The organism is Dyella sp. (genome assembly GCF_035503745.1).
Classification (GTDB): Bacteria; Pseudomonadota; Gammaproteobacteria; order Xanthomonadales; family Rhodanobacteraceae; genus Dyella_B.
In genome coordinates this window covers 42,543-68,359 of the sequence record NZ_DATJTC010000029.1, presented here as the reverse complement: position 1 = coordinate 68,359, position 25,817 = coordinate 42,543, and the positions used below count along the sequence as shown (strand labels likewise).

Here is a 25,817-nt window from a genome sequence, read left to right as displayed (position 1 = left end):
CGTGTCATCCATCCGCCGCCCACGCGGGCGGCATTATGAAGTTCCGGGGTTTACTTGATGAAACGTTCCATCCTCTGCTTCGGCGAGGCGTTGATCGACATGCACGGCGAAGGCAGCGACGGCCATGGCTTTGCCAAACACTTTCTTGCTTTCGCCGGCGGCGCGCCGGCCAATGCGGCGGTCGCGGTGGCGCGGCTGGGCGGCCACTCGCGTTTTGCGGGCATGCTGGGCGAGGATCGTTTCGGCGATTTTCTGCTGCACAGCCTGCGACTGGCGGGCGTGGACACCGCCGAGGTGGTACGCACCGGCGAGGCCAATACCGCGCTGGCGTTTGTAACGCTCGATGACATCGGCGAACGCAGCTTCGCGTTCTACCGTCCGCCCTCGGCCGACCTGCTGTTTCGCGCCGAACACTTCCGCGCCAACGCGTTCGAGCACACCTGCGCGTTCCACATCTGCTCCAACAGCCTGACCGAACCCAATCTTGCCGCGACCACCATGGAAGGCATGCACCGCGCGCGGCGCGCCGGCACGCTGGTCAGCTTCGACCTGAACCTGCGCCCGGCGCTATGGCCGCGCGAGGGCGAGCCGCGCCACTATGCGTGGCCCGCGCTGCATCTGGCGGACGTCGTGAAACTGAGCGCGGAAGAATTCGACTGGCTTGCCACCGACGGCGCCCAGGCCCTGCTCGATCGCCTGTGGAACGGCTGCACGCGCCTGTTGGTCGTGACCGACGGCGCCAAGCCGCTGCGCTGGTATCACCCCGATGCCGAAGGCGAGCTGCCGGTTTTCAACGTGCCGATGGTCGACAGCACCGGCGCGGGCGATGCCTTCGTCGGCGGCCTCCTGTTCCAGTTGGCCGCGCAGGACATCACCCCCGCCAACCTCGATGCATGGGTGGGCGCGCTGCCCCGCCTGCACGCCACGCTGCGCTACGCCAGCGCCTGCGGTGCCATCGCGGTATCGCGGCACGGCTCGTTCGCTTCCATGCCGAGCGCCGACGAGGTGGAACATTTCCTGGAGAACCACGCATGACCCCCTCCGCTTCGCCCGATTTCCGTTCGGAAGCATTTCTGCGCGAGCACATCGCTACCACCATGGCGTTCTATCACCCGCGCGCGATCGATCCCAACGGCGGCTTCTTCCATTACTTCCGCGACGACGGCAGTGTCTACGACACCAGCCATCGGCATCTGGTAAGCAGCACGCGCTTTGTTTTCAACTACGCGATGGCCTCGATCGAGTTCGGCGATCCCCAATACCTTGACGCCGCGCGGCACGGCCTGCGCTACCTGCGCCAAGTGCATCGCGACGCGACGACGGGCGGTTATGCCTGGACCATCCGCGACGGCAAGCCGGAAGACCGCACCCACCACGCCTACGGCGTGGCCTTCGTGCTGCTGGCCTACTCGACGGCGTTGAAGGCCGGCATTGGCGAAGCGCTCCCATGGATGGACGAAACCTGGCAGCTGCTCGAAGCGCGCTTCTGGGATGCAGAGGCAAAACTCTATCGCGACGAAGCCGACGCCAACTGGCAGTTCAGCACCTATCGCGGCCAGAACGCCAACATGCATATGTGCGAGGCGATGCTGGCGGCCTACCAGGCCAGCGACGAGCCGCGCTATCTGGAACGCGCGCTCACCCTCGCCGACAGCATGACCCGCCGCCAGGCCGCGCTCGCCAACGGCCTGGTGTGGGAGCACTACCACACCGACTGGTCGATCGACTGGGAATACCACCGCGACGATCCCAAGCACCTGTTCCGTCCGTGGGGCTTCCAGCCCGGCCATCAGACGGAATGGGCCAAGCTGCTGATGATTCTCGAACCGCTGCTGCACGAACGCGGTCGCGAGGAGGCATGGATCGTGCCCACCGCGCGCCACCTGTTCGACACCGCGCTCAAGCACTCCTGGGACAGCCAGTACGGCGGCATGTGCTACGGCTTCGCGCCCGATGGCTCGGTCTGCGACGACGACAAGTATTTCTGGGTACAGGCCGAATCGCTGGCCGCCGCCGCCCTGCTGCACGCGCGCACCGGCTTGCCTGAGTATGACCAATGGTATGGGAAGCTGTGGGCGTACGCGTGGGAACATCTGGTGGATCATCGCTATGGGGCGTGGTTGCGCATCCTCACGCGCGACAACCGTTCCTACAGCGACGAGAAAAGTCCCGCCGGCAAGACCGATTACCACACCATGGGCGCGTGCTACGAGGTGCTCGCCCTGATCCGTGCCGGCGGCGTTCCGTAAACTTTCAGCCGGGAAAACCCATGCGCCGCCTCCCCATGCTTCATCCGCTCGCTCTTGCGCTGCTGTTCGTTTCTGGCACGGGGATGGCGGCCCAGACGCCGCCGGCGTCCCATTACGATCCGCTGCAGACCTTCGCGCCGTACGTGTATCGGCAAGCGGCCAATGCGTTCCGCACCAGTAGCGGCCGGCCCGGGCCACTGTTCTGGCAGAATCGCGCCGACTACCAGATCAAGGCCACGCTGGACCCGGCCACGCGACTGCTGAGCGGTGAGGAAGTCATCACCTATACCAACCACAGTCCGGACGATCTGGACGTGCTGTGGCTGCAGGTGGAGCAGAACCGCTATCGCAAGGACGCACGCGGCGCGTTCGGCGCTGAGGCGTTTCCCAAACAGTTCACCGACGGGGAGCATATCGCCTCGGTGCAGGTGGAGGGCGCCGAGGGCAAGCTTGAGAAAGCCGAGTGGCTGATCTCCGACACGCGCATGCAGATCCGCCTGCCGCAGCCGCTGAAGGCGCGCGATGGCAAGCTGCGCGTGCACATCAGCTACAGCTACACCGTGCCCGGCGAATTCGGCGGGCGCACCGACGTCAATCCCAGCAAGAACGGCGAGATCTTCGAAATTGCGCAATGGTATCCGCGTATGTGCGTGTACGACGACCTGCGCGGCTGGACGACCGATCCGTATCTCAACAACGAGTTCTACCTCGAATACGGCGATTACGATTATTCGGTCACCGTGCCGTGGAACATGCTGGTGGTCGGCTCGGGCGAACTGCTCAACCCGCAGGACGTGCTTACCAAGACCGAGCTTGAGCGCCTGGACAAGGCGCGCCACAGCGATGCGACAGTGATGATCCGCTCGCCCGATGAAGTGAACGACCCCAACACGCGTCCCAAGCAGAGCGGCACGCTGACCTGGCACTTTCGCATCCAGAACAGCCGCGACGCGGTGTTCGGCGCTTCCAAAGCCTATGTCTGGGATGCGGCGCGCATCAACCTGCCCAACGGCAAGACCGCGCTGGCCGAATCGGCCTATCCGGTGGAAAGCGCCGGCAACGCCGCATGGGGTCGCGCCACCGAGTATGTCAAAGCCGCGACCGAGTATTTCTCCAAGCAGTGGTATCCCTACCCCTATCCGGTCGCCATCAACGAGGCAGGCAGCGCCGGCGGCATGGAATATCCCAGCATCACCTTCGATTCGAAGGAAGCCAAGGGCAGCGAGCTGCATGCGCTGATCGCGCACGAGATCGGCCACACCTGGTTCCCGATGATCGTGGGCACGGACGAACGCCGCAATGCATGGATGGACGAGGGCTTCAACACCTTCATCGACGTGTATGAAGCCAATGCCTTCAACCACGGCGAATACGCGCCCAAGCGCGATTCCGAATACGCGCCGGGCCATGGCAATCCCGCGGATGAAATCGTCAAGGTGCTGACCGATCCTGACGCACCGCCGCTGCTGACGCGCGCCGACCAGATCCCCGAGAAATACCGTCACCCGGTCACTTACTTCAAATCGGCCTACGGCCTGGTACTGCTGCGCGAACAGATCCTGGGACCGGAACGTTTCGACCCTGCGTTCCGCCAGTACATCCGGACCTGGGCTTACAAGCATCCCAGTCCGTCGGATTTCTTCCGCTTCATGGACAGCGAAACCGGCGAAGACCTCGGCTGGTTCTGGCGCGGCTGGTACGAAAACAACTGGAAGCTCGACCTGGCCGTGCGGAACGTAACCGCCATCGATGGCGACTGGCGCAAGGGTGCGCTGGTGACGGTGGCCAATCTGGACAAGCTGGTGATGCCGGCGACGCTGGAAGTGGTCTACACCGATGGCAGCAAGCAGGACATCCGCGTGCCGGTGGAAACCTGGATGGAGCATCGCAGCTACGACATCCGCGTGGACGGCGACAAGCCGGTGAAATCGGCCACGATCGATCCTGCGCACGCGATTCCCGATGTCGATCGTAGCAACAACAGCTTCACCGTCAAGTAAGCCTTATCGTCATGCCGGCACTGCGCGTGCCGGCATGACTTAACGCAGGTGGCATGATGTCCAGAAGCCCGCGCTATCTGTCCGCATGCCTTCGGTCCGGCGTCTTGACAGACAGCCCGTCTGCCCGCGCCGATGGCCCTGTGGCCTGCGAACAGACAGGGCGGGTGACACCTTCGAAAAAGTAATCGGAGCACCCTTAAGGCGCCGCGTCCTCGCCGGGTTCGGGCGGCGTGCGGATTGCGCGCGAGAAATCGTCCTGCGGACCCGTCGCACGCGCGCGTGCAGTGATATCGCCCTGCGCGGTCAACTGCGCGAGCGAATAGCGCCTATCCAGTGCGCCAATGCGGTACAGATAGCTGGGCAGATAGGCCGTCAGCAACAGGCGGTAGTCATACGGCAGGCCGGGGTCGATCTGCTTGGCCATGTGGTACACGATAGTCACGCAGTTCGACGTTGCGGTGTTGTAAAACGCGGGCTTGGCGGCCAGCTCGTTGGCCTCTTTGACATAGGCAAGAAACAGCGCACGCATGGCGGGTTTGCTCATGCGCAAGCGGTACAGATGATCGTTCTCGCCGCGCACATTGGTGCGCACGCGCACGATGTCCTGCTCGTCCGCCGCCACGATGGTGCGCTCGAACTCCTTGAAGAATCCGCCCAGCGAGGAAAACGCCTCGCCGTGCTTCTTGCGGATTTCCACCGAAAACACCACGTGCGCGCCATCGTCGAAACCGAACGACACCAGCGCATGCGAAATGCCCGGCACGCCCCAGGACGAAAGAATGATGTCCACGCCCGCCAACCGGTCGAGATCGTAGTTGCGCGTTTCCCAGCGCACGTCGTAATCCTGGTCGGAACGCCAGCGGAAGTTGCGCACGTTGTAAAGCGTCACGCGCTCGCCATCGACGTTGCCGCTGAGCATGCGCGACACGTCGTCGGACCAGTCGCGATGATTGGACGGCGCGATCGTGCCCCACCACGCCAGCAGCACGGCAAAGGCCAGCAGATACACGAAGGTCGGCACGCCACCGCCGCGCCGGGACCACAGCAACACCAGCGCGGTCAACGCCAGCAGCGACCAGGCGATGGCGATCATGGCGCGGAACGTCCCGTTGCTGCCCGCCTGGTACCACAGCGCCAGCGCGCCCCAGCTGCCGGAGGCAGCCACCAGCAAGGTCGTCAGGACGTAGAGCACCCATCGCAGGATCACCGGATACCTCCGAAGCCGCCGATGCATGGATAATAGCAACGACCGCTCATCCCGTTTTCCCGCCAGTGAAGAACCGATGAAGGGCCGCCCATCCAACTGGATCATCCGTGCCGCCGCGCTGCTGGCGCTGCTGCTGGCGGCCGGCTGCGACATGGTGGGCGTCAAGCACGTGACGCCGAAGCAATACGCCACCCAGCGCCGCAGCGACGTGCTGAGCAACCAGCAGCTGAGCGACAGCACCATCCAGACGCTTAACGTGGTGGCGCTGAGCCGCGATGCCTGCGCCGCCAACTTCCCCCGCTGCAGCAACACCCTGCTCTATTCCGACGGGCTGGACGACGAGCGGCGGCTTTCCGCGCTGGCGGAGCTGTGGCTGGCCTACGCGCTGCAGACCGAACGCCAAAGCAAGGGCGAGGCCACCAACGACCAGGCGCTGAACGAGTATCTGCAATCGGCGCGCTATGCCTATGCGTATCTGTTTTTCACCGCGCGCGATCCGGGCGAGCGCGCGTTCGAGATGCGCCAGTCACAGGTGCTGGATTTCTACAATTACGCCGTGCAACAGGCCGTCCGCGAATTTTTCCAGCGGCTGCCCGCGCTCGGCACCGGCTGGAACAGCGTCCCCATTGCCGGATGGCATGTGCTTCGGCCCAACACCGACGTCTACATGGGCTCAAGCAACTACATCCCCAAGGAACTGATTCCCGCCGAAGGCTTGCGTTTTCGTGGGTTGCGCAACATCTACCGGCGCGACGGCTTCGGCTCGCAATTCGTCGCCATCGGCGCCGCGCCCGGCGATAGCGATGACGCATGGCGCGAGCCGAACTATGTGCCGCTGACCGCCGTGCTCGAATTTCCCGGCACCAGCCTGGAAAGCGTGCTCGCCACCACCGATGTGCGCGTGTATGCCAAGAACCCGTACCTGGACAGTACGATCACGCTGGACGGCCAATCCATTCCGCTTGCCGCCAACTTCACCGCCCCTTACGGCATATGGCTTGCGCGCTCGGGTTTCGCACGGCAATCGATTCGCTCGCTGTTGGGGCGCGGCGGGTTGACCAAGGCGCAAGTATTGCTGATGCAGCCCTACGATCCGGACCGGCTCACGGTCATCATGTTGCACGGCCTTGCCAGCAGTCCGGAAGCGTGGATCAACGTGGTCAACGAAGTGATGGGCGATGCGCAACTGCGCCGCACGTATCAAGTGTGGGAGGTGTACTACCCCACCAACGCGCCGGTGGCGGCGAACCTGTTGCAGATCCGCCGCGCGATCGACGACACCTTGCACCACTTCGACCCTTCCGGCCACGCGATCGCTTCCAATCATATCGTGCTGATCGGGCACAGCATGGGCGGCGTGATCGCGCGCCTGCTGGTGTCGTCCAGCGACGACAAGCTATGGAGCGTGGTACCCGCCCGCCGTGATCTTTCCGCCGCCGACAAACAGAAACTGCGTCAGCGCCTGGCACCTTACCTGCAATTTAAGCCCATGCCGCAGGTGACGCGCGCGGTGTTCCTGGCCGCGCCGCATCGCGGCACGCCGGTGGCGCGGTGGAAGTTGGCGCGCTGGATCGGCGACCTGATCCGCCTGCCCATCACGTTGTTGGAAGAAGGCAAGAACATCACCGACGCCATGCAGGGCAAGAACGCCACGCCCGGCAAGCCGGTGCACCTGCCCAACAGCATCGACAACCTCAGCGACACGGATCCTTTCATCAAGGCGTCCAGCACGTTGCCGATTTCGCCCAACGTGCACTATCACACCATTGTCGGCGTGCATAAGCCCGGCACGCCGTTGGCCGATTCGGACGACGGCGTGGTGCCTTACACCAGCGCGCACCTGGCCGGCGCCGATTCGGAGCTGGCGGTGCCGTCCTGGCACGATGTGCAGGAAACGCCGCAGGCGATCATCGAGCTGCGCCGCATTCTGCGCCTGCATGCTGCGGACTTGCATTGCCTGCAGCCGGAAGGCCTGCAACGAGTACCGTGCGCCGCGTCGCCTGATGCGTCGCGGTAAGCGATCGACACTCTGCGTTGTCATCGTGTCGCGGCGGCGACCTCGTGCGGCTTGTCGTGTTCGCGCAGGATTTTCAGCACATCCGCGATGGCCTCCTGCTTGGCCGGCACCTTGTGGTCGGAGTGGATGATCAAGGTGGTGGTGGAACCCGGCAGCAGGGCGCTGCTCAGCGGCACGAAACCATCGCCGGGCGGTCGCAGGCCCGGAATGATGCCGGCGATGGTGTCGTAACGCACGCCCGGTGCGGGCATCAGCTTCTCGTCCGCAAGCGTCACCGGCTGGTCGGGCCGCAGGCTCACGATGCTGGAGATGTGCCCAGTTTCAAGCATCGACAACAGCTGCGGCTGAATGGCCTTGGGATTCTGCACGGCAATGCGCGCAAGTCCCGCCAGCTCTTTGATGTTGTGCCATGCCAGCAACCCCACCAGCCGCCCCAGCAAACCTTCCGCGGCCGGACTGCCACGCTGCGGCGCGGCCATGAAGATGATCTCGTCAACGCCCGGGTAAGGCTTGAACTGGAAAACGTTCTTCAACGCACGCAGATCGGCCGGATCGCCATGCAAGCTTTGCATCGGCGCAACAAAGGCCGCATCCCATACCGCAGGCGTGCTTTGCGCGCATAACAGGCGCGCGATCACGCCACCCAAGCTGTGCCCGATCAGCACCACCCCTTGCCTGGCCGGCGCATGGCCGTCCGGATCGAGGATCGTCCAGGCCTGGTCGATGGAGTGCTGCACGCGATAACGATCCACCAACATCGGTGCATTGGTCTGATACACGATGTGCCAGATCTGGTAACGCCGATGCAGTTGCGGATCGCCCATGATCGCATTGCTCAAGCGCGCCCATACCACGGGACTGGAACCCAGGCCGTGGATCATGATGATCGGCGTCTTGTCCGGGTCGTAGTCGTCCAGCAGAAACAAGCCCGAACGCTTGCCCACTTCCGCGCCGCCGATCAGGCCCCACCACGCCAGCCGCTTGATGTGCGAGCGCTCCAGCAGCTGCGCGTACGGCGCGGAGGTATCTTGAGCGAGCAGATAGTGGTTGGAGCCCGCCACGTGTTCGGGCAAAAGCACCGGATTCTGCAGCACCAGCACCGGTAGATTGTCCTTGGCGCCCGCGCCCGGTGCCGCCTCCAGCCACATCGTGACCGGCCGGAACACACCCTCGGGCGGATACAGGCGGCAGATCGGCCGATCCTTGCAAGGCAGCGCAAAAGCCACCATCGGCACGCCGAAACCGGGATGTTGATAGCGCACGCCGCCAAACGGCTCCATGCTCACCTGATCGGCCGGCTCCAGAAAAACGCTGCTGCCCAGGCTGTCCGGCACGCCGCGGAATTCCACTCGGATGGACATGCCGCCCAGCGACGATTCGCCCCGCGCCACGCCGACCGGGCCGCCTTGCGCAGCCAGGTCGAAGTAAGCGCGGCTGCATTGCGTGGCGAGCAGCCCCGCAGCCGTTTCGGTCGCCGCCTTGTCGGCGGCCATGGCCGCGTGCGCCAGCGTCGCGCACTGGATCCATGCACCCGCCTGCGCCCTTGGCGACTGCACGCGGATCGCCTGCGCCTGCCAGTCCTGCGCTTTCTCAAGCAGGGCCTCGGCCGTATGCGCACAGGCGCGTTCGCCGCCCGGCGAGGCGCAGCCGGACACGTAAGCCGCGCACAGCACCCATCCGGCGCACGCGAACGCCCGTATCGCCGAACGCCAATCCGATCCTCGGACATGCCTGGTGCGGCCCGCCATCATCCGGCTTTCTCCGTTCGCGAAGAATGTCCATCTACGACATGCGGCTATCGAACGCCCGTCGGCAACACGTGACCCTGCGCTGCCGGAATGGAGCGCAGGCAGTCTACTCCACGTGCAGGCCGCGCGCTTTTCACGAATCGCTGCGTGGACAAGGCATGGGCATGCTTCGCCGCGACGCGCGCGCTTGGTGTTGCGCCGGTGTCAAAAAGCCCGCGCACGGCACCATGATGCCGTGGCGTGCGGTTGCTAGCCGCCGCGCGTGGACTGCAGCGAAAATCCGCTTTCGCCACTGACCCAGGTGTCCTTGTCGCGAATGATGGCCTGTGCGGGGAGCGCGGGCGTGGCGACCTTCACGCCCGGCAGCTTTCGCACGGCCGTTCCCACGGCAACGATTTCGATCAGCCCGGGACTCAGTTCGATGATGTAGGTCTTGATGCCCACGATTTCCTCGGCGTTGACCGCCGCGGCATCCCTTCTGAGGCGATCGAAGGCGTGCTCCCTGGCGTCATAGATCATGGTGGTCAAATCGCTGATTTCGCCTTTGACGAAACCCTTGAGCATGGCTTTGAAGCTGCCGATGGCACCCAGCGAATACACCGACGTCGAAATCAGCAACTTGATCGGCACGTAACCGAGGCTCGTCATCGACCACAGCTCTTCGCCCGTCAAATCGCTGGTAACCGGATAGGTCATGCATTGAGCAGGCAGTTCCGGATGCATCGCCGCGGTGCCCGTCATATACATCTCGTGAAAGCCGACGAATTTCATGACGTGGGTTCTGACGCCGACCACGGCATTGGCGCCAGCCTTTCTTGCCTGGCTCACCATGCGATCGAGCGCGCGATGACGGGTGGTGTTGAAGATGTCGCTGAACTCGCGAATTTCACCGCGAACCATGGTTTTGAGATTGCCCACGATGCCGCCCACTGCCCCGACGGAATAAGCAATGTTGCCGAACACAAATTGCAGCGGCCGATAACCGGCATCCATGTGGCAATACAGTTCCTGCGCATCGCCCGCGCTGGTAAACGACGCGGCGCCGGTCTCGGCGACGACGCCGGAGCCGACGAACAGGAATTCGGAATTTCCCGCCAGATTGCGCAGTTCGGAAGAAACGCCCACCACGCCGTGCACGCCTTCGCGCCGCGCCTCGTCAACCATGCGTTCGAAGGCCGCTTCGCGTCCGTCATGGATCATCGACGTGACGGCGGAAACCTCGCCGCCCATGGCGCCGCGAAAGGCCGAGGATACGCCGCCCAGAAACCCCATCGATTGAACACTGTTGCCTACCACGATGCCGCTGGGCCTGAAGCCTTTCAGCTGCATGCAATAGATTTCATTCCCTGACAAGCCCGTTACGATCGGTTGCACCATGTTCGACTCCTGGAGTGAATAAGCGACAAGCGAATTAGTGAATTAGCGAAGGGGAGGATGAGCGATGCGAAGTGGTCCGGCGATGCGTCAGGACCGTGGGTTTCGCTCAAGTATCGGATGTTTCGCGCACGGCCCGGATGACAGGGGCAGAGGGGCACGGGCAACGCTCACCACTCATCGAGTGCCGCCAATCGATGCAAAAAACCCCATGAATATCATGGGGTTGATTCAATGCCTGACTTTTCTTGGCGCAAACGGCGCTCAGAACGGAATATCGTCGTCGTCGAACTGGCTGCCGCCGCCCGCCGACGGCGGGGCCGACTGGCGCTGCGGGGCATTGCCATAATCGCCGCCGCCCTGCTGGCGCGGCGCGCCGCCTTGCGCACGCTCGCGATAACCACCGCCACCGCCGCCACCGCCCATGCCGCCGCCTTCACCGCCGCCGCCCAGCATCTGCAGTTCGTTGGCGATGATGTCGGTGGAGTAGCGCTCCACGCCGTCCTTGTCGGTGTATTTGTCGGTGCGCAGGGAGCCTTCGACATAGACCTGGCGCCCCTTTTTCAGGTACTCGCCGGCGATCTCGGCCAGGCGGCCGAACAGCTTCACGCGATGCCACTCGGTGCGCTCCTGCTTCTGGCCGCTTTGCTTGTCGGTCCATTGCTCGGAGGTGGCGATCCTCAGGCTGGCGATCGCGGTACCGCCGCCGGTGTAACGGACTTCGGGGTCCGCGCCGAGATTGCCGACCAGGATGACTTTATTGATACCGCGTGCCATGAATAACCTCGAACGATGCCCTATAGCAGGCTGGTTTGGCATCGTAGCATAGGGTCCCCCAGGGCCGATGCCGGACGACACCCAGGCAGCCTGTCCGCCATCGCCTCGGGCCGGCGGGAGAAAATCCGCCGGGAATCACACGTAATCCGGCTGGCGCCTCTATAATCGGGGATCTATGTCCAGCACCCGCCGCATGAGCACTTCCGTTCTCCAGACCATCGACCCCGCGCTCGACTATGCGGGCGTACGCGCGCTCGCCGAAGGCGATATGCAGCGCATCGATGCGTTGATTCGCCAGCGGCTGGCGTCCGACGTAGTGCTGATCAACCAGATCGCCGATCACATCATCGCCGGCGGCGGCAAGCGCCTGCGCCCCATGCTGCATGCGCTGGCCGCGCGGGCTGCCGGCTACAGCGGGGACAAGCACGTCAAGCTCGCGGCGGTGATCGAATTCATCCACACCTCCACCCTGCTGCACGATGACGTGGTGGACGAATCGGATCTGCGCCGCGGCCGCAAGACGGCCAACGCGCTGTGGGGCAACGCGGCCAGCGTGCTGGTGGGCGACTTTCTCTATTCGCGCTCTTTCCAGCTGATGGTGGAGCTGGACGACATGCGCATCATGCGCATCCTGGCCGACACCACCAACACCATCGCCGAGGGCGAGGTGCTGCAGTTGCTCAACATCGGCAACGCCGATGTGAGCGAGGCGGCCTACCTGGCCGTGATCGAGCGCAAGACCGCCGTGCTGTTCGCCGCCGCCACCGAACTGGGCGGCCTGCTTGGCGGACTGCCCGACGCCCAGGTCGCCGCGCTGCGCCGTTATGGCATGCAGTTGGGCTACGCGTTCCAGATTGCCGACGACCTGCTGGACTACGTCAGCGATTCGCGCACGCTAGGCAAGAACATCGGCGACGACTTGGCCGAAGGCAAGCCCACCCTGCCCCTGATCTACGCCCTGGAAAAAGCCCCCGCCGACCAGGCGCAGTCGCTGCGCCAAGCCGTCGAGCACGGCGAACTTGCCTCGCTCGACCGCATCATCGCCACGATCCGCGATTCGGGCGCACTGGAACGCACGCACCAGCGCGCCGCCTCGCACGCCGCCGCGGCGCAGGCCGCGCTCAGCGAGATCCCGGCCTCGTCTTACCGCAGCGCACTGATGGCGCTTGCCTCCTACGCGGTGGATCGCACGCACTGACCGAGTCAGACCGCGCCATGGGCGTGGCCCGCGCCGGCCGCCGCACGCATCCGCCATGAGGGAAAGCCACGCCCAGGCGTGGGCCTTTCCCCATCCGCAAGCCAGTATTGTTACTTGCTTGACGCCTCTTCCGGTGGAATGTTCGGGCGGAACTCGATCCTGCGCAGGAGATGCGTGGACTTGGCCACCAGCAGATAGTCGTTTTCCTCGCCGTGCACCCACACATAACCATCCTGTGGCTTTTCCAGATGGTAGTGGTGATAGTTGACGATCGCGTGATCGCTCGCGAGGTATTTCTCGGGAACCATACCGCCGACGCGGTAATAGATCATGCCCTGATGCCTTCCGTACATCGCGCTATCTCCGCCCTGCATCGTCTGGTAAGGGCTTGCGACAGCGGTAAGCGAGGCCAGCATCAGGCTAGCCGTCAATGCCTTGGTAAAAGTGTTCATGAACTACATCTCCCTGTGTTTGTCATGACGCGACAACTGTCGAACCGCACCGGCAAAAATCAACCAACGGCTGTTATTTGAACTTGGGCGCCCGTGCCCGCGCATGGGCAGGCGGAGCGCTCCGACTCACGACGAGAAACGCCGCGACACCATCCCCTTCACGCAGCGAACTACCCTGCGGTTATCGCACGGGCAGACCCGAAGATACAAGCCGGATCGTGGGATCCAGAACCTTCAGGGCGTGTTGGTGAAAGCCCCATGCAGCCAGTCTCGCATCAACCGGTAACTTCTTGCGGCGGCGCGAGGGTCGTACTTGCAGCCGGGCGAGTCCTCATCCTGCTCGGTGAAACAGTGCACGGCATGGCCCAGCACCACGAACTGCCAGTCGGCCGGGCTACCGCGCATTTCGTCCATGAACTTGTCGGCATCGGGCATCGTGCCCTTGTCGTCGGCACCGTTCATCGCCAGCACGCGCGCCTTGATGTTTTGCGCCAGCGCAGGGTTATCCGTGGCCAGGCCGCCGTGGAAGGACACGACCGCCGCCACGTCCGCGCCGCTGCGCGCCAGGTCGAGCACGGCCGTGCCGCCGAAGCAAAAACCGATGGCCGCGAGCCTGGACAGGTCGATCGGCGCGCTGCCCGCCTGCGCCTTCAATTGCGCCAGCGCCGCGTTGATGCGCTTGCGCATCAGCGCCCGATCGCCGTACAGCGGCTTGGTCGCCGCCCGGGCCTGGTCGGCGTGCCCCTGCTGCGGACGCACGTTTTCGCCGTACATGTCGGTAAGCAGAATCACGTAATCCTTGCCGGCGATCATCTTGGCCTTCTGCACGGCCGCATCGTTGACGCCGTACCAGTTGGGCACCATCACCAGCCCCGGACGCTTGGCGCTGCTCGCGTCGTCGTACACCAGCACGCTTTTGAAATGCGTACCGTCCAGCGTCCATTCCACCGGACGCTGCACCATCTTCGCCTGCGCGGCGAAGCTCAACCCTGCCAGCAATGCCAGACAACCGAGCCGGACGAAGCGCATGATGTGATTCCTCTGCGTTAGAGATGCTCTGATTCATTCTTCGTAGGTGTCACCAGCACTTTGAATTTTACCTGATGGGGTGTCATGCCACCTGCGAAGAATGAATCAGAGCATCCCTGGACCATGAAACAAAATCCGCGACGAAGGCCGATGCATGCAAGAGGCTTAGCTGCCCGCGGCATGCGCGGCGATGCGTCGCTTCAATGGCGTCAGGCGATCGATGACGTGCACACCCACACCGCGCGCGGCAACCAGCGGCTGCGCCTGCCAGCCGTAGATGCGCGCCAGCGCATCGAATCCATAGGCATCGAGCGTATCGGCGCTGCGCCGCCGCCGCGCATAGCGCCGAAGCACGTGCGAAGCGGCGATGTCACGCCCCTGTTCGTGCGCCTGCACCAGCGTATCGCGCAACTCGGCCACGTCGCGCAGCCCCAGGTTCACGCCCTGGCCGGCTAGCGGATGCACCGTATGGGCGGCATCGCCAAGCAGCACGAAACGTTCGGCCTGGTACGCATCGGCAAGCTGCAGCTTCAGCGGAAAGGCCGCGCGCGGCGTGGTGGAGGTGATCCGCCCGAGCCGGAAGTCGCTGGCGATGCCCAGCTCGTCCAAAAACGCCTGGTCATCCAATGCCTGCACGCGACGCGCCTGGGCTTCGGGCAAGGACCACACCACCGAGCTTCGCCCGTCCGCCAGCGGCAGCAAGGCCAGCGGCCCGGTCGGCAGGAAACGCTGCCAGGCCGTGTGGGCGTGCGCCCGCTCGGTGGCCACGTGGGCCACCACCGCGCGCTGCGCGTAGTCGCGTCCGCGGGTGGCGATGCCCGCGCGCGCGCGCAGCGGGGAACCTGCGCCATCGGCGGCCACCAGCAAGCGCACCGCCAGGCTTTCGCCGTCGGCCAGCTCCAGCATGACGCGGTCCGATCGCAGTTCGTAATCCTTCACCGTGGCCGGGCACAGCCGCCGCACGCCCGCCGCCTCCAGCGACTGCCAGAGCGTCCATTGCACCAGATTGTTTTCCACGATGTAGCCGAGCAGGTCGCGGCCTTCGTCGGCGGCATCGAAATCGATCGCGGCACCATTGCCGGCGTCCCACACGTGCATGTGCGAATAAGGGCATGCACGCGCATCGCGAATGGACGTCCAGACGTCCAGATCCCGCAGCAAGGCGATCGACGAAGGCGCCAGCCCGACCACGCGCAGATCGACGTCGTCGCCGGCCTGCCAGGGCAACGGCGGCCGCGCCTCCAGCAAGGCGGTACGGAATCCCGCGCGGCTTAGCGCGAGCGCAGCGGCGGCGCCCACCATGCCGCCGCCGACGACGGCAACGTCCAGCCCCGGACCGCGGCGCAGGCTCGAAGGCACCGTTCTCATGACAGACGCTCCAGCACGGCACGCGGCGGTTCGCCGCGGAAACCCATGCCGCGCCGCGCCAGCACGCGCTGCAGCGGGGCGATCCGGTCGTAGGCGAGCAAGGCCAGCGAACGCAAGGGCGCCAGCAGCGGCTGCTCCATGCAAGCGAAACGCACCAGATCGTGGCTCATCGCCATCGTGCCCGCGCGATCGGGGGCACGGCGGGCGGCGTAGCGTTCCAGCAGCGCCGGGGCGCCGGGATCGGCCGCCTCGGCGACCAGTTCGGCCAGCGTAAGCGCATCGCGCAAGCCCAGGTTGAAGCCTTGCGCGCCAATCGGATGCACGGTCTGCGCGGCATTGCCGACCAGCACCGCGCGCGGCGCGGTCAGGCTGCTGGCGGCAACGCGGCGGATGGCATACGGGTAACGCTTGCCGGGCCTGCCCAGACGGCCCAGCGGCCATCCGAAGCGGCGCTGCGCGAGCGCGGTGAATCGCTCGTCGTCGAGCGCGGCCACTTCCGCGGTGGACGCCGAGGGCACCGTCAGCACCATGCCGCAGCGACGCTCCGCCAACGGCAGCATCGCGATCGGTCCTTCATCGGAAAACCGCTCCCAGGCGCGATGCGCAGGATCGTGCTCGGGAGTGACGGTGCAGACGAACAAGGTCTGTTCGTAGTCGTAGGTTTCGGCCTGGATGCCGAGCTGGCCGCGCACGAACGATTCGGTGCCGTCGGCGCCGACCAGCAAGGCGGCATCGATGTACTGCGCGCCCTCTGCGGTCCGGATCTGCGCGCGCCAGCCATCGGCGTGCTTTTCCAGCCCGGTCAGGCTTGCCGGCGCCAGCCGCACCAGGCGCTGGCAGGTGTTCAAGCGGCGCAGCAAGGCGCTGCCGAGTTCGCGTGCGGGCAAGGTCCAGCCCAGCGCATCGACGCCGTGCCGCGCGGCGTCGAGCCGGGCGCTGCCGAACTCGCCGGCGCGGCTCACGTGAATATGACTGATGCGCGTGGCCTGCGCGGCCACCAGCGACCAGACACCGATCGCATCCAGCCCGTTGACGGTGGCGCGCGCCAGCGCAAGGTTGCGTTCGTCGTAACTGGGCTGGGCATCGGCGCGCGGCGCGGCCGCTTCGACCAGGGTGACGCGGCAACCGGCAAGGTCCAGCGCAATCGCCAGGCTGGCGCCAACCAGGCCGCCGCCGATGATGAGCACGTTGCCGTTGGCGGCAAAAGGAATGGAGGCAGTCATGCGCGGGATGATACGCGCAGAACCTCGCGGATGCGTCTGACCGCCCCGCATTGGGCTAAACTGGGATTCTTTCCCGGCCGCCAGCACTGCACGGAGTTCTTCATGGTGATGACACAGAACCAACGCCTCGGCATCTTCGCCGCGCTTGCGCTGCTGATGGCGCTCACCCGCATTCATCACTCGATCCTGCATCACTTCGATGCACTGCCTGACGCCAGCTGGGGCGTGTTTTTCCTGGCCGGGTTCTGGTTGCGCGGTTCGGCCCGCTGGGCCTTCCCGCTGCTGATGGCCGAGGCCGTGGTGGTCGATTATGTCGTCATCACCGGCATGGGCATCGATTTCTTCAGCCACTACTGCGTATCGGCGGGTTACTGGTTCCTGATTCCCGCCTACGGTTCGCTGTGGCTGGGCGGCAGCTGGCTGGCCAAGCATCAGGCCGGCCTGCGCCTGTCCACGCTGGCGCTGGCGGCGGTCGCGCTGCTGGTCGCGGAAAATCTCTGCTACCTGATTTCCAACGGCAGCTTCTACTGGCTGAGCCACTCGGTGCCCACGCCCCGCAGCATGGGCGCGTGGTTCGAAAACCTCGGCGACTGGTACCTGCCGTTCCTGCAGACCACGGCGCTGTATGTCGGCCTGGGCGCGGTGCTGCACGTGCTGGCGGTGACCCTGTCGCGCGCGCTCAAGCGTAGCGGACAGATCCAGCACTGACCGTGGGCAACCGTCTTTCCAAGATCTACACCCGCACCGGCGATGACGGCAGCACCGGCCTGGGCGACGGCTCGCGGGTGGCGAAGGATTCGCTGCGCGTGGGCGCCTATGGCACCGTCGACGAACTCAACAGCGCGATCGGCATGGTGCTCGCCTGCGAAGGCGTGGATGATGCCGTGCGCGAAACGCTGACCCAGGTACAGCATGAGCTGTTCGACCTTGGCGGCGAGCTGTGCATCCCCGGCATGGCGATGATCGAAGACGCCGACATCGCGCGGCTGGAGCAGTCGCTGGACGGTTTTAACGACCCGCTGCCGCCACTGAAGGATTTCATCCTTCCCGGTGGCGGCATGGCAGCCTCCTGCTGCCACCTGGCACGCACCGTGTGCCGCCGGGCCGAGCGGGAGGTGATTGCGCTGGGGCGCGAAGAAACGATCCGCCCGCAGGCGCAGCGCTACCTCAACCGCTTGTCGGATCTTCTGTTCGTGCTATGCCGCGTACTGGCGCGGGCCAGCGGCCACGGCGAGGTGCTTTGGCAACACGAGCGCCGCCGCAAGCCCAGCCCCTGAATCACGGCGATGATGGTGCAGCTTTTCACCCACGAGACGTGCCTGCGGCACGATCCGGGCCCCGGGCATCCGGAATCGCCGGCACGCCTGCGCGCCGTGCTGCAGGCGCTCGACCAGGACCGCTTCGCGAGCCTGGACCGGGTGGAGGCCCCGCGCGCCACGCGCGAACAGCTGTTGCGCGTGCACACTGCCGCGCATATCGACCGGATCCTGGACATCCTGCCCGCATCGGGCACGGTCCGGCTGGATGAAGATACCTTGATGTCGCCGGCCTCGGCCGAGGCCGGGCTGCGCGCCGCCGGCGCGCTGGTGGCCGCGGTGGATGCGGTCATGCGGGGCAGCGCCACGCGCGCGTTCTGCGCGGTTCGCCCGCCCGGACATCACGCAACGCCCGACCAGGCGATGGGCTTTTGCCTGTTCAACAACGTCGCGGTCGCGGCCGCGCACGCCATCGCGGCCCACGGCTTGAAGCGCGTGGCGATCGCCGACTTCGACGTGCACCACGGCAACGGCACGCAGGATATTTTCCATAAGGACCCGCGCGTGCTGTTCGTCTCCAGCCACGAGTCCCCGCTGTATCCGGGAACGGGCAGCGCCGAGGAACGCGGTGCGGGCAACATCGTGAACGCGCCGCTTTCGCCCGGCGAAGGCTCTTACGAATTCCGCGCTTTGTGGAACGACGCGCTGCTGCCGCGCCTGCATGCATTCAAGCCGCAGCTGGTACTGGTTTCGGCCGGCTTCGACGCGCACCGTGACGACCCGCTGTCAAACCTGCGCCTGCAGGCGGAGGACTACGCCTGGATCACCGAACGCCTCTTGGACTTGGCGCACGCGCATGCGGGTGGACGACTGGTCTCCACGCTGGAAGGCGGCTACGACCTGGCCGCGCTGGCCGCCAGCGCAAGCGCGCATGTGGGCGCGCTGCTCGACTGAGCAGGCGCCGCGCCCTTATTTCATCGGCGCGAAATCCAGGGCCAGCGAATTGATGCAATAGCGCAGCCCCGTCGGCTTGGGACCATCGGGAAACACATGGCCAAGGTGTGATTCACAGGCCGCACAGCGCACTTCCGTGCGATGCATGCCGTGACTTTCGTCCGGCACGAGACCGATCGAGGCACGGGTTGCCGGCTGAAAGAAACTCGGCCAGCCCGACCCGGAATCGTATTTGGCCTCGGACGCAAAAAGCGGCGTCCCGCACGCGGCGCAAACGTAGGTTCCCGGTTCCTTGTGCCGATACCACTTGCCGCTGAACGGCGGCTCGGTGGCCGAGCACCGGCATACCGCATATTGCTCGGGGCTCAAGCTTCCGCGCCACTGCTCGTCCGTCTTGCCGATCTTGGGATGATTCATGACAGCTCCTTGCGAACCGCGTGCCGTACAGGGATGCCCTGATCAATTTTTCGCAGGTGTCACCCGCACCCTGAATTTTACTTGATGGGGTGATGTCCGGAAGGCCCGCAGGCTGTGTTGCGCGGCACCGGGAGGACTGGCCGCCATGCCAAGCTGCGCGGCACAGCCTGCGAGCCCTCTGGACATCATGCCACCTGCGGAAAATTAATCAGAGCATCCCCAAGGGTCTTTCTGCTAGCTTAACGCCCTTCGTTGCCGATTGACTGCCCTGACTCCGTGAAGCCTACGCCGCCCTTGCGTTCCATGCCTCCACGCCGCCTGCTGGCAATCGCCGCCGCCGCCGCTCTCCTGAGCAGCCCTGGCGTGCGGGCCGCATCTCAGAGCAAGCATGTCAAAAGCTCCCTGGACGGGTCGGAGGTCGTTTGTCCGCTGGGCACCTTCATCTGCCCGCCGCGCCCGGACAACTTCGCGCTATGCCGCCCCAACGGCCTGCTGGAGTTCTACGACCCCTTCCTGAGCAAGGATTCGGCGCTGCGCGCCTCGGCCAAGACCTACGTGTGGGCCGACCATGTGCAGAGCCCGGACCAGACCATCTACCACCTGACCGGCCACGTAAAAACGGTCCGTGCCGACCAGGAACTGCACGCCGATGTCGCCGATTACAACAGCGATACCTCCGACTACGATGCGCGCGGCAACGTGCACTACCAGGAGGCCACGCACCTGCTGTCGGCCGACCATATCGTGGGCAACACCAACAACAGCACGGGCATCGCCACCGGCAACGTGCGCTTCCAGATGCTCGATTCGCACGGCAACGGCACTGCCGTGCGTGCGCAGATGATCGACGAAAACCGCAATCGCTATGACGTGGTCACCTACTCCACCTGCGATATCGGCCGCCACATCTGGGAAATCCGCGCCAAGAAGATCGACACCGACCAGACCACCAACCGGGGCGTGGCGCGCGACGCCACCATGTCCATGTTCGGCGTGCCGTTCTTCTACTCGCCCTACATGTCCTTCCCGCTGACCGACGATCGTTCCAGCGGTTTCCTGTACCCGTATTTCGAACACACCGGCAACGCCGGCTACCAGTTTCGCATTCCCTATTACTTCAATCTCGCGCCGAACTACGACGCCACGCTCGACCCGCGCTACTACTCGCTGCGCGGGGCCATGCTGAGCGGCGAAGTGCGTTACTTGTTCCCCCGTACCAACGGCACGTTCGAATTCGATTTCCTGCCGAGCGACAACTATAACGACCAGAAGATCACGCCGACCGCGATCGATACGCAAGGCCAGCAGCGATACTCCTACAAGTTCATCAACAATACGGTCGTTTTCCCCGGCTGGTCGCTCAGCACCAACATCAACCGCGCCTCGGACCAGAATTACCTGCACGACTTCGGCGACGACCTGTATAGCGTCTCGACGACGATCCTGTATTCCAGCCTCTATCTCAACGGATCGGGCAACTGGTGGAGCGCGCAGATCGGCGGCGACTTGTGGCAAAACGTCGATCCGTCGCAGCCCAACTCGGTGGAACCCTATAAACGCCTGCCGCGCGCGACGTTCAACATGGACGTTCCGTTTTGGCACTGGTACGACTTCGGGCTGACCAGCGAAGCGGTGTCGTTCCACAAACCGCAAAGCGTGGAAGGCAGCCGCCTGGATTTGTATCCCTACGTCGACGCGGACTACCAGGGCCCGTGGTGGTTCATCCGGCCGAAAATCGCCTATCGCTATACCGATTATTCGCTGGATGCGGGCTATCAGGATTACGTCTACGCCATCACCACCCGGACAACGACGACCAGCTACAAGTACACCGACTCCACCCCCAGCCGGTCGCTGCCGATCCTTAGCCTGGATGAAGGGCTGATCTTCGATCGCAACACATCGATGTTCGGCACCGATTACACGCAGACGCTCGAACCGCGTCTCTACTACCTGTACGTGCCCTACCGCAACCAGAACAACCTGCCGTTGTTCGATACCTCGCTGATGAACTTCGACGACTGGATGCTTTTCTCGCCGAACCAGTTCTCCGGCGCCGATCGGCAGATGAATGCGAACAACCTCACCGCCGCGGTCACCAGCCGACTGCTTGACGATGGCGGCGTGGAACGGCTCACGGCCACATTCGGACAGATCCGTTATTTCACGCCGCAGCTGGTTCAGCAGACCTATTACCCGCCCACCTACTGGGCAGGCTCGGACTACGTGGCGGAACTGAGCAGCCAGCTCAACGATCAGTGGACGATGAGCTCGGAATACCTGTGGAACCCCAACACCCGCAAGACCGAGCTGGGCACGTTCACGATCCAGCGCCGCCTTGGCTTCGACGGCGTGCTCAACTTCTCCTACCGCCTGCGCCAGAACCTGGCCCTTACCGCCCCCAGCGCCACCACGGCGGAGGCGTACCAGAAAACGGTGGAACAATACGATATCTCCGCGGTCTATCCGCTCACGGACCGCTGGCGCCTGATCGGCGACTGGACCTACTCGGTGATGGACCACGAAACCGTGGAGGCCCTTGCCGGCGTGCAGTACGAGGGATGTTGCGTCAAGGTCAGCCTGGTGGCCCGCCACTACGTGACCGGCTACGACGGCGTCGTCAACAGCCTGTTGCCGGGCCAGACCGGCCCCGGCACCGATACGGCCGTCATGTTTGAGTTGGAATTCAAGGGCATGGGTTCGTTCAGTGGCCAGACGGACAGCATCCTGCGGCGTGATATCCTTGGCTATCAATAAGCGCGCCCAGGAGGCCCGGGGCGCCCTCAGCAAGATGGCCGCCTAGGCCGTTTTTCGAGACTACCGTTAATTCGCTCGCCATTGGCGATAGAAGGCTGTTCACTGATGAAGCAGATTTTTGCGTTGTTCCTGCTGACGATCGTCTTGGCGATGCCGACGCTGGCCCAGGCCCAGTTGCTTGCGCCGCCGCAGGACGCCACCGCCGCGGCCAGTGGACCGCAACCGATCGACCGTATCGTCGCCGTGGTGGAGGATGACGTCATCCTGCAGAGCGAGCTGAACGAGGCGGTCGCAGCCATCCAGCAACAATATGCCGGCCAGCAGGGTCAGCTTCCGCCGATCGACGTCCTGCGCCGCCAGGTGCTGGACCGCCTGATCCTGATGAAACTGCAGCTGCAGCGCGCGGACGACCAGGGCATCCGCGTTTCCGACTCCGATGTCGACCAGGCGGTGCAGAACGTGGCCGCGCAGAACAAGATGACCCCCGATCAGCTGCGTGGCGCCGTCGAACAAAGCGGCTTGAGCTTCGATGCGTTCCGCCAGCAGCTGCATGACCAACTGGTCGTGCAGAAGCTGCACCAGAGCGTGGTGCACGACTCGGTGTCGGTCACCGACAGCGAAATCAACAACCTGCTCAACAGCCCCAACTACAAGTCCGGCGAGGTGCATCTGGCGCATATCCAGATCAGCATTCCCAGCGGCGCCAGCGCCCAGGACATCCAGGCCGCCCAGAAGAAAGCCGAGCAGGCCCTGGCGGCGATCAAGGGCGGCATGAATTTCAAGGCCGCGGCCATCCGTTTCTCCGATGCCGCCGATGCGCTGGACGGCGGCGACCTGGGCTGGCGCCGCGTGGACGAAGTGCCGCCGGCCTTCGTCGATACCATCGACAGCATGAAGCCGGGCGAGGTCAGCGGCATCCTGCATGGGCCGACCGGCTTCCATATCCTGCAGCTGATCGCCGAGCGGGAGCAGTCCAAGCAGATGGTGACCGAATTCCACGCCCGCCAGATCCTGATTCGCCCGAGCGAACTGGTCTCCCAGGCGCAGGCCGAGCAGAAGGCGCGGGACCTGTACAACAAGCTCGTCAACAAGCACGCCGACTTCGCCAAGCTGGCGAAGGACAACTCCAATGACGACACCACCGCCAACAACGGCGGCGACATGGGCTGGTTCCAGCAGGGCGACTGGGGCACGCTGATCGGCCAGAAAGTGGCCGACCTGAAGGACGGTGAAATTTCCCAGCCTTTCCAGAGCGAGGCCGGCTGGCACATCCTGCAGCGCCTGGGCACGCGCAGCACCGACATGACCACGCAGCTCGCCCGCGACCAGGCGCGCCAGGCGATCGGCAACCGCAAGGCCGACCAGGCGTACGACGACTTCCTGCGCGATCTGCGCTCGAGCTCTTACGTGAAGATCCTGGTGCCTGAGCTTGAAGACACCAATAACACCGACAACAAGGTGTCCTCCTGATGGCACGGCGACGCGCGAGCATGCCGTGAGCAGCCTCGCGCTACCGCGGCTTGCCCTTACCGCGGGCGAGCCGGCGGGGGTCGGTCCCGAACTGCTGGTCCGATTGGCCGCCACCTCCCTGGCGGCCAATTTCGTTGCGGTCTGCGACCGCGCGCTGCTGGAACGCGCCGCGTCGCGCTGCGGCGTCGCGATCGAGCTGCGCGATGATGACGGCACGGACACGGCAAACCGTCCTGCGGGAACCCTGCGCGTGCGGCACGTCCCGCTGGCGGCCGAGGAGATCCCCGGCCAGCCGGACCCTCGCAACGCCAACTACGTGCTCGCCACCCTGACCGAGGCAGCCGACGGCTGCCTGCAGGGCCGCTACGCCGCCGTGGCTACCGCGCCGCTGCAGAAATCCTCCATCAACGACGCCGGCATCCCGTTCAGTGGCCACACCGAGTTCTTCGCCGCACATTGCCGGACCGAGGTGGTGATGATGCTGGCCAGTCCCGAGCTGCGCGTCGCACTGGCGACCACCCACCTGCCGCTCAGCGCCGTGTCCGGTGCGATTACGCCGGCGTCGCTGGAGCGCACGCTGCACATCGTCCACCGCGAACTGCGCGCCAAGTTCGGCCTGGCCGAGCCGCGCATGGCGGTGCTGGGTCTCAACCCGCATGCCGGCGAGGGCGGCCACCTCGGACACGAGGAAATCGAGGTCATCATTCCCGTGCTCGAAAAACTGCGCGCGCAAGGTATGCATCTGCTCGGCCCCCTTCCGGCTGACACCGCGTTCGTGCCCGCGCAGCGCCAACGCTACGATGCCGTGCTGGCGATGTATCACGATCAGGCGCTGCCGGTGCTCAAGAGCGAAGCGTTCGATCGCACCGTCAACCTCACGCTGGGCCTGCCCTTCATTCGCACCTCGGTCGACCACGGCACCGCGCTGGATCTGGCCGGCAGCGGCAAGGCCGATCCGTCCAGCCTGATCGCGGCGGCGAAGATGGCGCTGCAGCTGGCATCCCGCAGCACGGCGGCCCGGTCTGCCGGCACCGATCGCCGGGACGAAACGGCCACTGCGCAAGGCCATCCATGAGCGCCCGCCCCAAGAAAAGCTTCGGCCAACACTTCCTGCACGAGCGCAGCTACATCGAGCGCATCGTCAAGTCGATCTCGCCCCGTCCGGATGACTTTCTGGTCGAAATCGGCCCGGGCGAAGGCGCACTGACCTTCCCGCTGCTGGCCGCGGCCGGCAAACTCACCGCGATCGAGCTGGATACCGACCTGCTGCCGCATCTGCAGGCGAACGCCGCCGGCATCGGCGAGCTGGCCATCATCCATGCCGATGTACTGAAGGTGGATTTTTCCGCGCTGGCGCAGCGCCATGGCGTGCCGCGCCTGCGTATCGCGGGCAACCTGCCCTATTACATTTCAAGCCCCATCCTGTTTCACTGCGTCGACCATGCGGCCGCGATCGCGGACATGCACTTCATGTTGCAGAAAGAAGTGGTCGATCGCATGGCGGCCGAACCGGGCAGCAAGGTGTATGGCCGTCTTTCGGTCATGCTGCAGCTGGCCTGCCGGGTCGAGCCGCTGTTCGACGTGCCGCCGGGCGCGTTCCGCCCGCCGCCAAAAGTCGATTCGTCGGTGGTGCGCCTGACACCCCTCGCCGCCCAAGCGCGGCACGACGCCGATCCCCAGCGTGTACATGCGATCGTGAAAGCCGCTTTCGCACAACGCCGCAAGACACTCGGCAATGCACTGCGCCAACTCATGGACGCCGACACGATCCGCCGTGCCGAGGTCGATCCCAAAGCGCGCGCCGAAACCCTGGCGCCGGCCGATTTCGTACGGTTGGCCAAAATTTCACCCTGACATGGCCGTGTCATCGTATTGCGCGCCGGGCTGTCGGCGCGCGCTGCTTTTGCGCTCGGTTACCGCTTACAATCGCGCCATGAACGAGAAATCCCCCTACACGATCGACGTGTACGTGCAAACCCGCTTCGTGCCCGATCAATCCGTGCCTAGCGAGAACCGCTACGTCTTCGCCTATACCATCACGCTGCATAACGCCGGCCACCTTCCCGCACGCCTGCTCACCCGTCACTGGGTGATCACGGATGCCAACGGTAAAGTCGAAGAAGTACGCGGCGACGGCGTGGTCGGAGAACAACCCTGGATGCGTCCCGGGGACGATTTCGAATACACATCCGGCGCCGTGCTGGAAACCGCCGTGGGCACCATGCATGGCACCTACGAGATGGTGGCCGACGACGGCACCCGCTTCGAAGCGCCCATCCCCGCGTTCACCCTTTCCATTCCCCGCACTCTCCACTGAGGGC

22 protein-coding genes are annotated in these 25,817 nt (G+C 64.8%); 13 read left to right on the top strand and 9 right to left on the bottom strand.

Annotation, left to right across the window (positions count from 1 at the left end; all coding sequences use genetic code 11):
• Positions 1–57 precede the first annotated feature (57 nt).
• From VME63_RS11785 to VME63_RS11775, 3 genes are read left to right on the top strand one after another with little or no spacing between them, the layout of a single operon-like run.
• The gene (locus VME63_RS11785; RefSeq protein WP_325433496.1) at positions 58–1,035 is read left to right on the top strand and encodes a carbohydrate kinase; all 978 of its coding nucleotides are present in this window, start codon (positions 58–60) and stop codon (positions 1,033–1,035) included.
• The gene (locus VME63_RS11780; RefSeq protein WP_325433494.1) at positions 1,032–2,249 is read left to right on the top strand and encodes an AGE family epimerase/isomerase; all 1,218 of its coding nucleotides are present in this window, start codon (positions 1,032–1,034) and stop codon (positions 2,247–2,249) included. Before VME63_RS11785 ends, VME63_RS11780 begins: the two co-directional genes overlap by 4 nt.
• A 20-nt stretch (positions 2,250–2,269) precedes the next feature.
• Positions 2,270–4,249, top strand: a complete 1,980-nt coding sequence (locus VME63_RS11775) for a M1 family aminopeptidase (RefSeq protein ID WP_414648249.1) — start codon at positions 2,270–2,272, stop codon at positions 4,247–4,249.
• Positions 4,250–4,445: 196 nt separating this feature from the next.
• Here the strand turns inward: VME63_RS11775 and VME63_RS11770 are convergent, their stop codons facing one another.
• Entirely contained in the window at positions 4,446–5,456 is a 1,011-nt protein-coding gene (locus tag VME63_RS11770; protein ID WP_325433492.1) for a DUF4105 domain-containing protein, read from the bottom strand.
• Between the two features lie 76 nt (positions 5,457–5,532).
• Between VME63_RS11770 and VME63_RS11765 the strand changes: the two genes are divergently transcribed.
• Positions 5,533–7,473 carry an esterase/lipase family protein gene (locus VME63_RS11765; protein ID WP_325433541.1) on the top strand — a complete coding sequence of 647 codons (1,941 nt, stop codon included), beginning with the start codon at positions 5,533–5,535 and terminating at the stop codon, positions 7,471–7,473.
• Between the two features lie 20 nt (positions 7,474–7,493).
• On the opposite strand, the gene VME63_RS11760 is transcribed toward VME63_RS11765, so the two are convergent.
• The 3 genes from VME63_RS11760 to ssb form a co-directional block, all read right to left on the bottom strand.
• The gene (locus VME63_RS11760; RefSeq protein ID WP_325433490.1) at positions 7,494–9,224 is read right to left on the bottom strand and encodes a hypothetical protein; all 1,731 of its coding nucleotides are present in this window, start codon (positions 9,222–9,224) and stop codon (positions 7,494–7,496) included.
• 246 nt (positions 9,225–9,470) lie between these two features.
• On the bottom strand, positions 9,471–10,598 hold the full coding sequence (locus tag VME63_RS11755; protein ID WP_325433488.1) for a heavy metal-binding domain-containing protein: 1,128 nt from the start codon (positions 10,596–10,598) through the stop codon (positions 9,471–9,473).
• A gap of 261 nt (positions 10,599–10,859) precedes the next feature.
• Positions 10,860–11,372 (bottom strand): single-stranded DNA-binding protein, encoded by a 513-nt coding sequence (gene ssb / locus VME63_RS11750; RefSeq protein ID WP_325433486.1) that lies wholly within the window; start codon positions 11,370–11,372, stop codon positions 10,860–10,862.
• A gap of 193 nt (positions 11,373–11,565) precedes the next feature.
• On the opposite strand from ssb, the gene VME63_RS11745 reads away from it, so the two are divergent.
• Positions 11,566–12,570: a polyprenyl synthetase family protein gene (locus tag VME63_RS11745; protein ID WP_325433484.1), complete on the top strand. Its 1,005-nt coding sequence runs from the start codon at positions 11,566–11,568 to the stop codon at positions 12,568–12,570.
• A 110-nt stretch (positions 12,571–12,680) separates the two neighbouring features.
• Here VME63_RS11745 and VME63_RS11740 read toward each other — a convergent pair whose 3' ends face one another.
• The 4 genes from VME63_RS11740 to ubiH all read right to left on the bottom strand — a co-directional run bounded on the left by VME63_RS11740 (position 12,681) and on the right by ubiH (position 16,642).
• Positions 12,681–13,022, bottom strand: a complete 342-nt coding sequence (locus tag VME63_RS11740; RefSeq protein WP_325433482.1) for an RcnB family protein — start codon at positions 13,020–13,022, stop codon at positions 12,681–12,683.
• A gap of 234 nt (positions 13,023–13,256) precedes the next feature.
• The gene (locus tag VME63_RS11735) at positions 13,257–14,051 is read right to left on the bottom strand and encodes a dienelactone hydrolase family protein (RefSeq protein ID WP_325433480.1); all 795 of its coding nucleotides are present in this window, start codon (positions 14,049–14,051) and stop codon (positions 13,257–13,259) included.
• Between the two features lie 165 nt (positions 14,052–14,216).
• A complete protein-coding gene (locus VME63_RS11730; protein ID WP_325433478.1) occupies positions 14,217–15,419 on the bottom strand; it encodes a UbiH/UbiF/VisC/COQ6 family ubiquinone biosynthesis hydroxylase in 1,203 nt (400 codons plus the stop codon).
• Positions 15,416–16,642 (bottom strand): 2-octaprenyl-6-methoxyphenyl hydroxylase, encoded by a 1,227-nt coding sequence (gene ubiH / locus VME63_RS11725; RefSeq protein ID WP_325433476.1) that lies wholly within the window; start codon positions 16,640–16,642, stop codon positions 15,416–15,418. Before ubiH ends, VME63_RS11730 begins: the two co-directional genes overlap by 4 nt.
• A gap of 102 nt (positions 16,643–16,744) precedes the next feature.
• On the opposite strand from ubiH, the gene VME63_RS11720 reads away from it, so the two are divergent.
• The 3 genes from VME63_RS11720 to VME63_RS11710 are packed head-to-tail and all read left to right on the top strand — an operon-like array spanning position 16,745 to position 18,852.
• Positions 16,745–17,350: a hypothetical protein gene (locus VME63_RS11720; RefSeq protein WP_325433539.1), complete on the top strand. Its 606-nt coding sequence runs from the start codon at positions 16,745–16,747 to the stop codon at positions 17,348–17,350.
• A gap of 2 nt (positions 17,351–17,352) precedes the next feature.
• Entirely contained in the window at positions 17,353–17,919 is a 567-nt protein-coding gene (locus VME63_RS11715; RefSeq protein WP_325433474.1) for a cob(I)yrinic acid a,c-diamide adenosyltransferase, read from the top strand.
• Positions 17,920–17,934: 15 nt separating this feature from the next.
• Entirely contained in the window at positions 17,935–18,852 is a 918-nt protein-coding gene (locus VME63_RS11710) for a histone deacetylase family protein (protein WP_325433537.1), read from the top strand.
• Between the two features lie 15 nt (positions 18,853–18,867).
• On the opposite strand, the gene msrB is transcribed toward VME63_RS11710, so the two are convergent.
• Positions 18,868–19,269 (bottom strand): peptide-methionine (R)-S-oxide reductase MsrB, encoded by a 402-nt coding sequence (gene msrB / locus VME63_RS11705; protein ID WP_325433472.1) that lies wholly within the window; start codon positions 19,267–19,269, stop codon positions 18,868–18,870.
• 363 nt (positions 19,270–19,632) lie between these two features.
• On the opposite strand from msrB, the gene VME63_RS11700 reads away from it, so the two are divergent.
• From VME63_RS11700 to apaG, 5 genes are all read left to right on the top strand, one after another.
• The gene (locus tag VME63_RS11700) at positions 19,633–22,026 is read left to right on the top strand and encodes an LPS-assembly protein LptD (protein WP_325433469.1); all 2,394 of its coding nucleotides are present in this window, start codon (positions 19,633–19,635) and stop codon (positions 22,024–22,026) included.
• Between the two features lie 105 nt (positions 22,027–22,131).
• Complete coding sequence (locus VME63_RS11695) at positions 22,132–23,496, top strand: peptidylprolyl isomerase (RefSeq protein WP_325433468.1); 1,365 nt, start codon at positions 22,132–22,134, stop codon at positions 23,494–23,496.
• Between the two features lie 25 nt (positions 23,497–23,521).
• Positions 23,522–24,571, top strand: a complete 1,050-nt coding sequence (gene pdxA / locus VME63_RS11690; protein WP_325433466.1) for a 4-hydroxythreonine-4-phosphate dehydrogenase PdxA — start codon at positions 23,522–23,524, stop codon at positions 24,569–24,571.
• Entirely contained in the window at positions 24,568–25,350 is a 783-nt protein-coding gene (rsmA, locus tag VME63_RS11685) for a 16S rRNA (adenine(1518)-N(6)/adenine(1519)-N(6))-dimethyltransferase RsmA (protein WP_325433464.1), read from the top strand. The genes pdxA and rsmA overlap by 4 nt, the downstream gene beginning before the upstream one ends.
• 79 nt (positions 25,351–25,429) lie before the next feature.
• Positions 25,430–25,813 (top strand): Co2+/Mg2+ efflux protein ApaG, encoded by a 384-nt coding sequence (gene apaG, locus VME63_RS11680; RefSeq protein ID WP_325433462.1) that lies wholly within the window; start codon positions 25,430–25,432, stop codon positions 25,811–25,813.
• Positions 25,814–25,817: the final 4 nt, after the last annotated feature.

What these genes read in the sequence shown, in the direction of transcription:
- rsmA (WP_325433464.1), top strand. Translation starts at nt 24,568, where the DNA reads ATGAGCGCCCGCCCCAAGAAAAGCTTCGGCCAACACTTCCTGCACGAG.
- VME63_RS11775 (WP_414648249.1), top strand. Translation starts at nt 2,270, where the DNA reads ATGCGCCGCCTCCCCATGCTTCATCCGCTCGCTCTTGCGCTGCTGTTC.
- VME63_RS11760 (WP_325433490.1), bottom strand. Translation starts at nt 9,224, where the DNA reads ATGATGGCGGGCCGCACCAGGCATGTCCGAGGATCGGATTGGCGTTCG.
- msrB (WP_325433472.1), bottom strand. Translation starts at nt 19,269, where the DNA reads ATGAATCATCCCAAGATCGGCAAGACGGACGAGCAGTGGCGCGGAAGC.
- VME63_RS11740 (WP_325433482.1), bottom strand. Translation starts at nt 13,022, where the DNA reads ATGAACACTTTTACCAAGGCATTGACGGCTAGCCTGATGCTGGCCTCG.
- ssb (WP_325433486.1), bottom strand. Translation starts at nt 11,372, where the DNA reads ATGGCACGCGGTATCAATAAAGTCATCCTGGTCGGCAATCTCGGCGCG.
- VME63_RS11735 (WP_325433480.1), bottom strand. Translation starts at nt 14,051, where the DNA reads ATGCGCTTCGTCCGGCTCGGTTGTCTGGCATTGCTGGCAGGGTTGAGC.
- VME63_RS11780 (WP_325433494.1), top strand. Translation starts at nt 1,032, where the DNA reads ATGACCCCCTCCGCTTCGCCCGATTTCCGTTCGGAAGCATTTCTGCGC.
- ubiH (WP_325433476.1), bottom strand. Translation starts at nt 16,642, where the DNA reads ATGACTGCCTCCATTCCTTTTGCCGCCAACGGCAACGTGCTCATCATC.
- apaG (WP_325433462.1), top strand. Translation starts at nt 25,430, where the DNA reads ATGAACGAGAAATCCCCCTACACGATCGACGTGTACGTGCAAACCCGC.
- VME63_RS11765 (WP_325433541.1), top strand. Translation starts at nt 5,533, where the DNA reads ATGAAGGGCCGCCCATCCAACTGGATCATCCGTGCCGCCGCGCTGCTG.
- VME63_RS11785 (WP_325433496.1), top strand. Translation starts at nt 58, where the DNA reads ATGAAACGTTCCATCCTCTGCTTCGGCGAGGCGTTGATCGACATGCAC.
- VME63_RS11730 (WP_325433478.1), bottom strand. Translation starts at nt 15,419, where the DNA reads ATGAGAACGGTGCCTTCGAGCCTGCGCCGCGGTCCGGGGCTGGACGTT.
- VME63_RS11755 (WP_325433488.1), bottom strand. Translation starts at nt 10,598, where the DNA reads ATGGTGCAACCGATCGTAACGGGCTTGTCAGGGAATGAAATCTATTGC.
- VME63_RS11695 (WP_325433468.1), top strand. Translation starts at nt 22,132, where the DNA reads ATGAAGCAGATTTTTGCGTTGTTCCTGCTGACGATCGTCTTGGCGATG.
- VME63_RS11720 (WP_325433539.1), top strand. Translation starts at nt 16,745, where the DNA reads ATGGTGATGACACAGAACCAACGCCTCGGCATCTTCGCCGCGCTTGCG.
- VME63_RS11745 (WP_325433484.1), top strand. Translation starts at nt 11,566, where the DNA reads ATGAGCACTTCCGTTCTCCAGACCATCGACCCCGCGCTCGACTATGCG.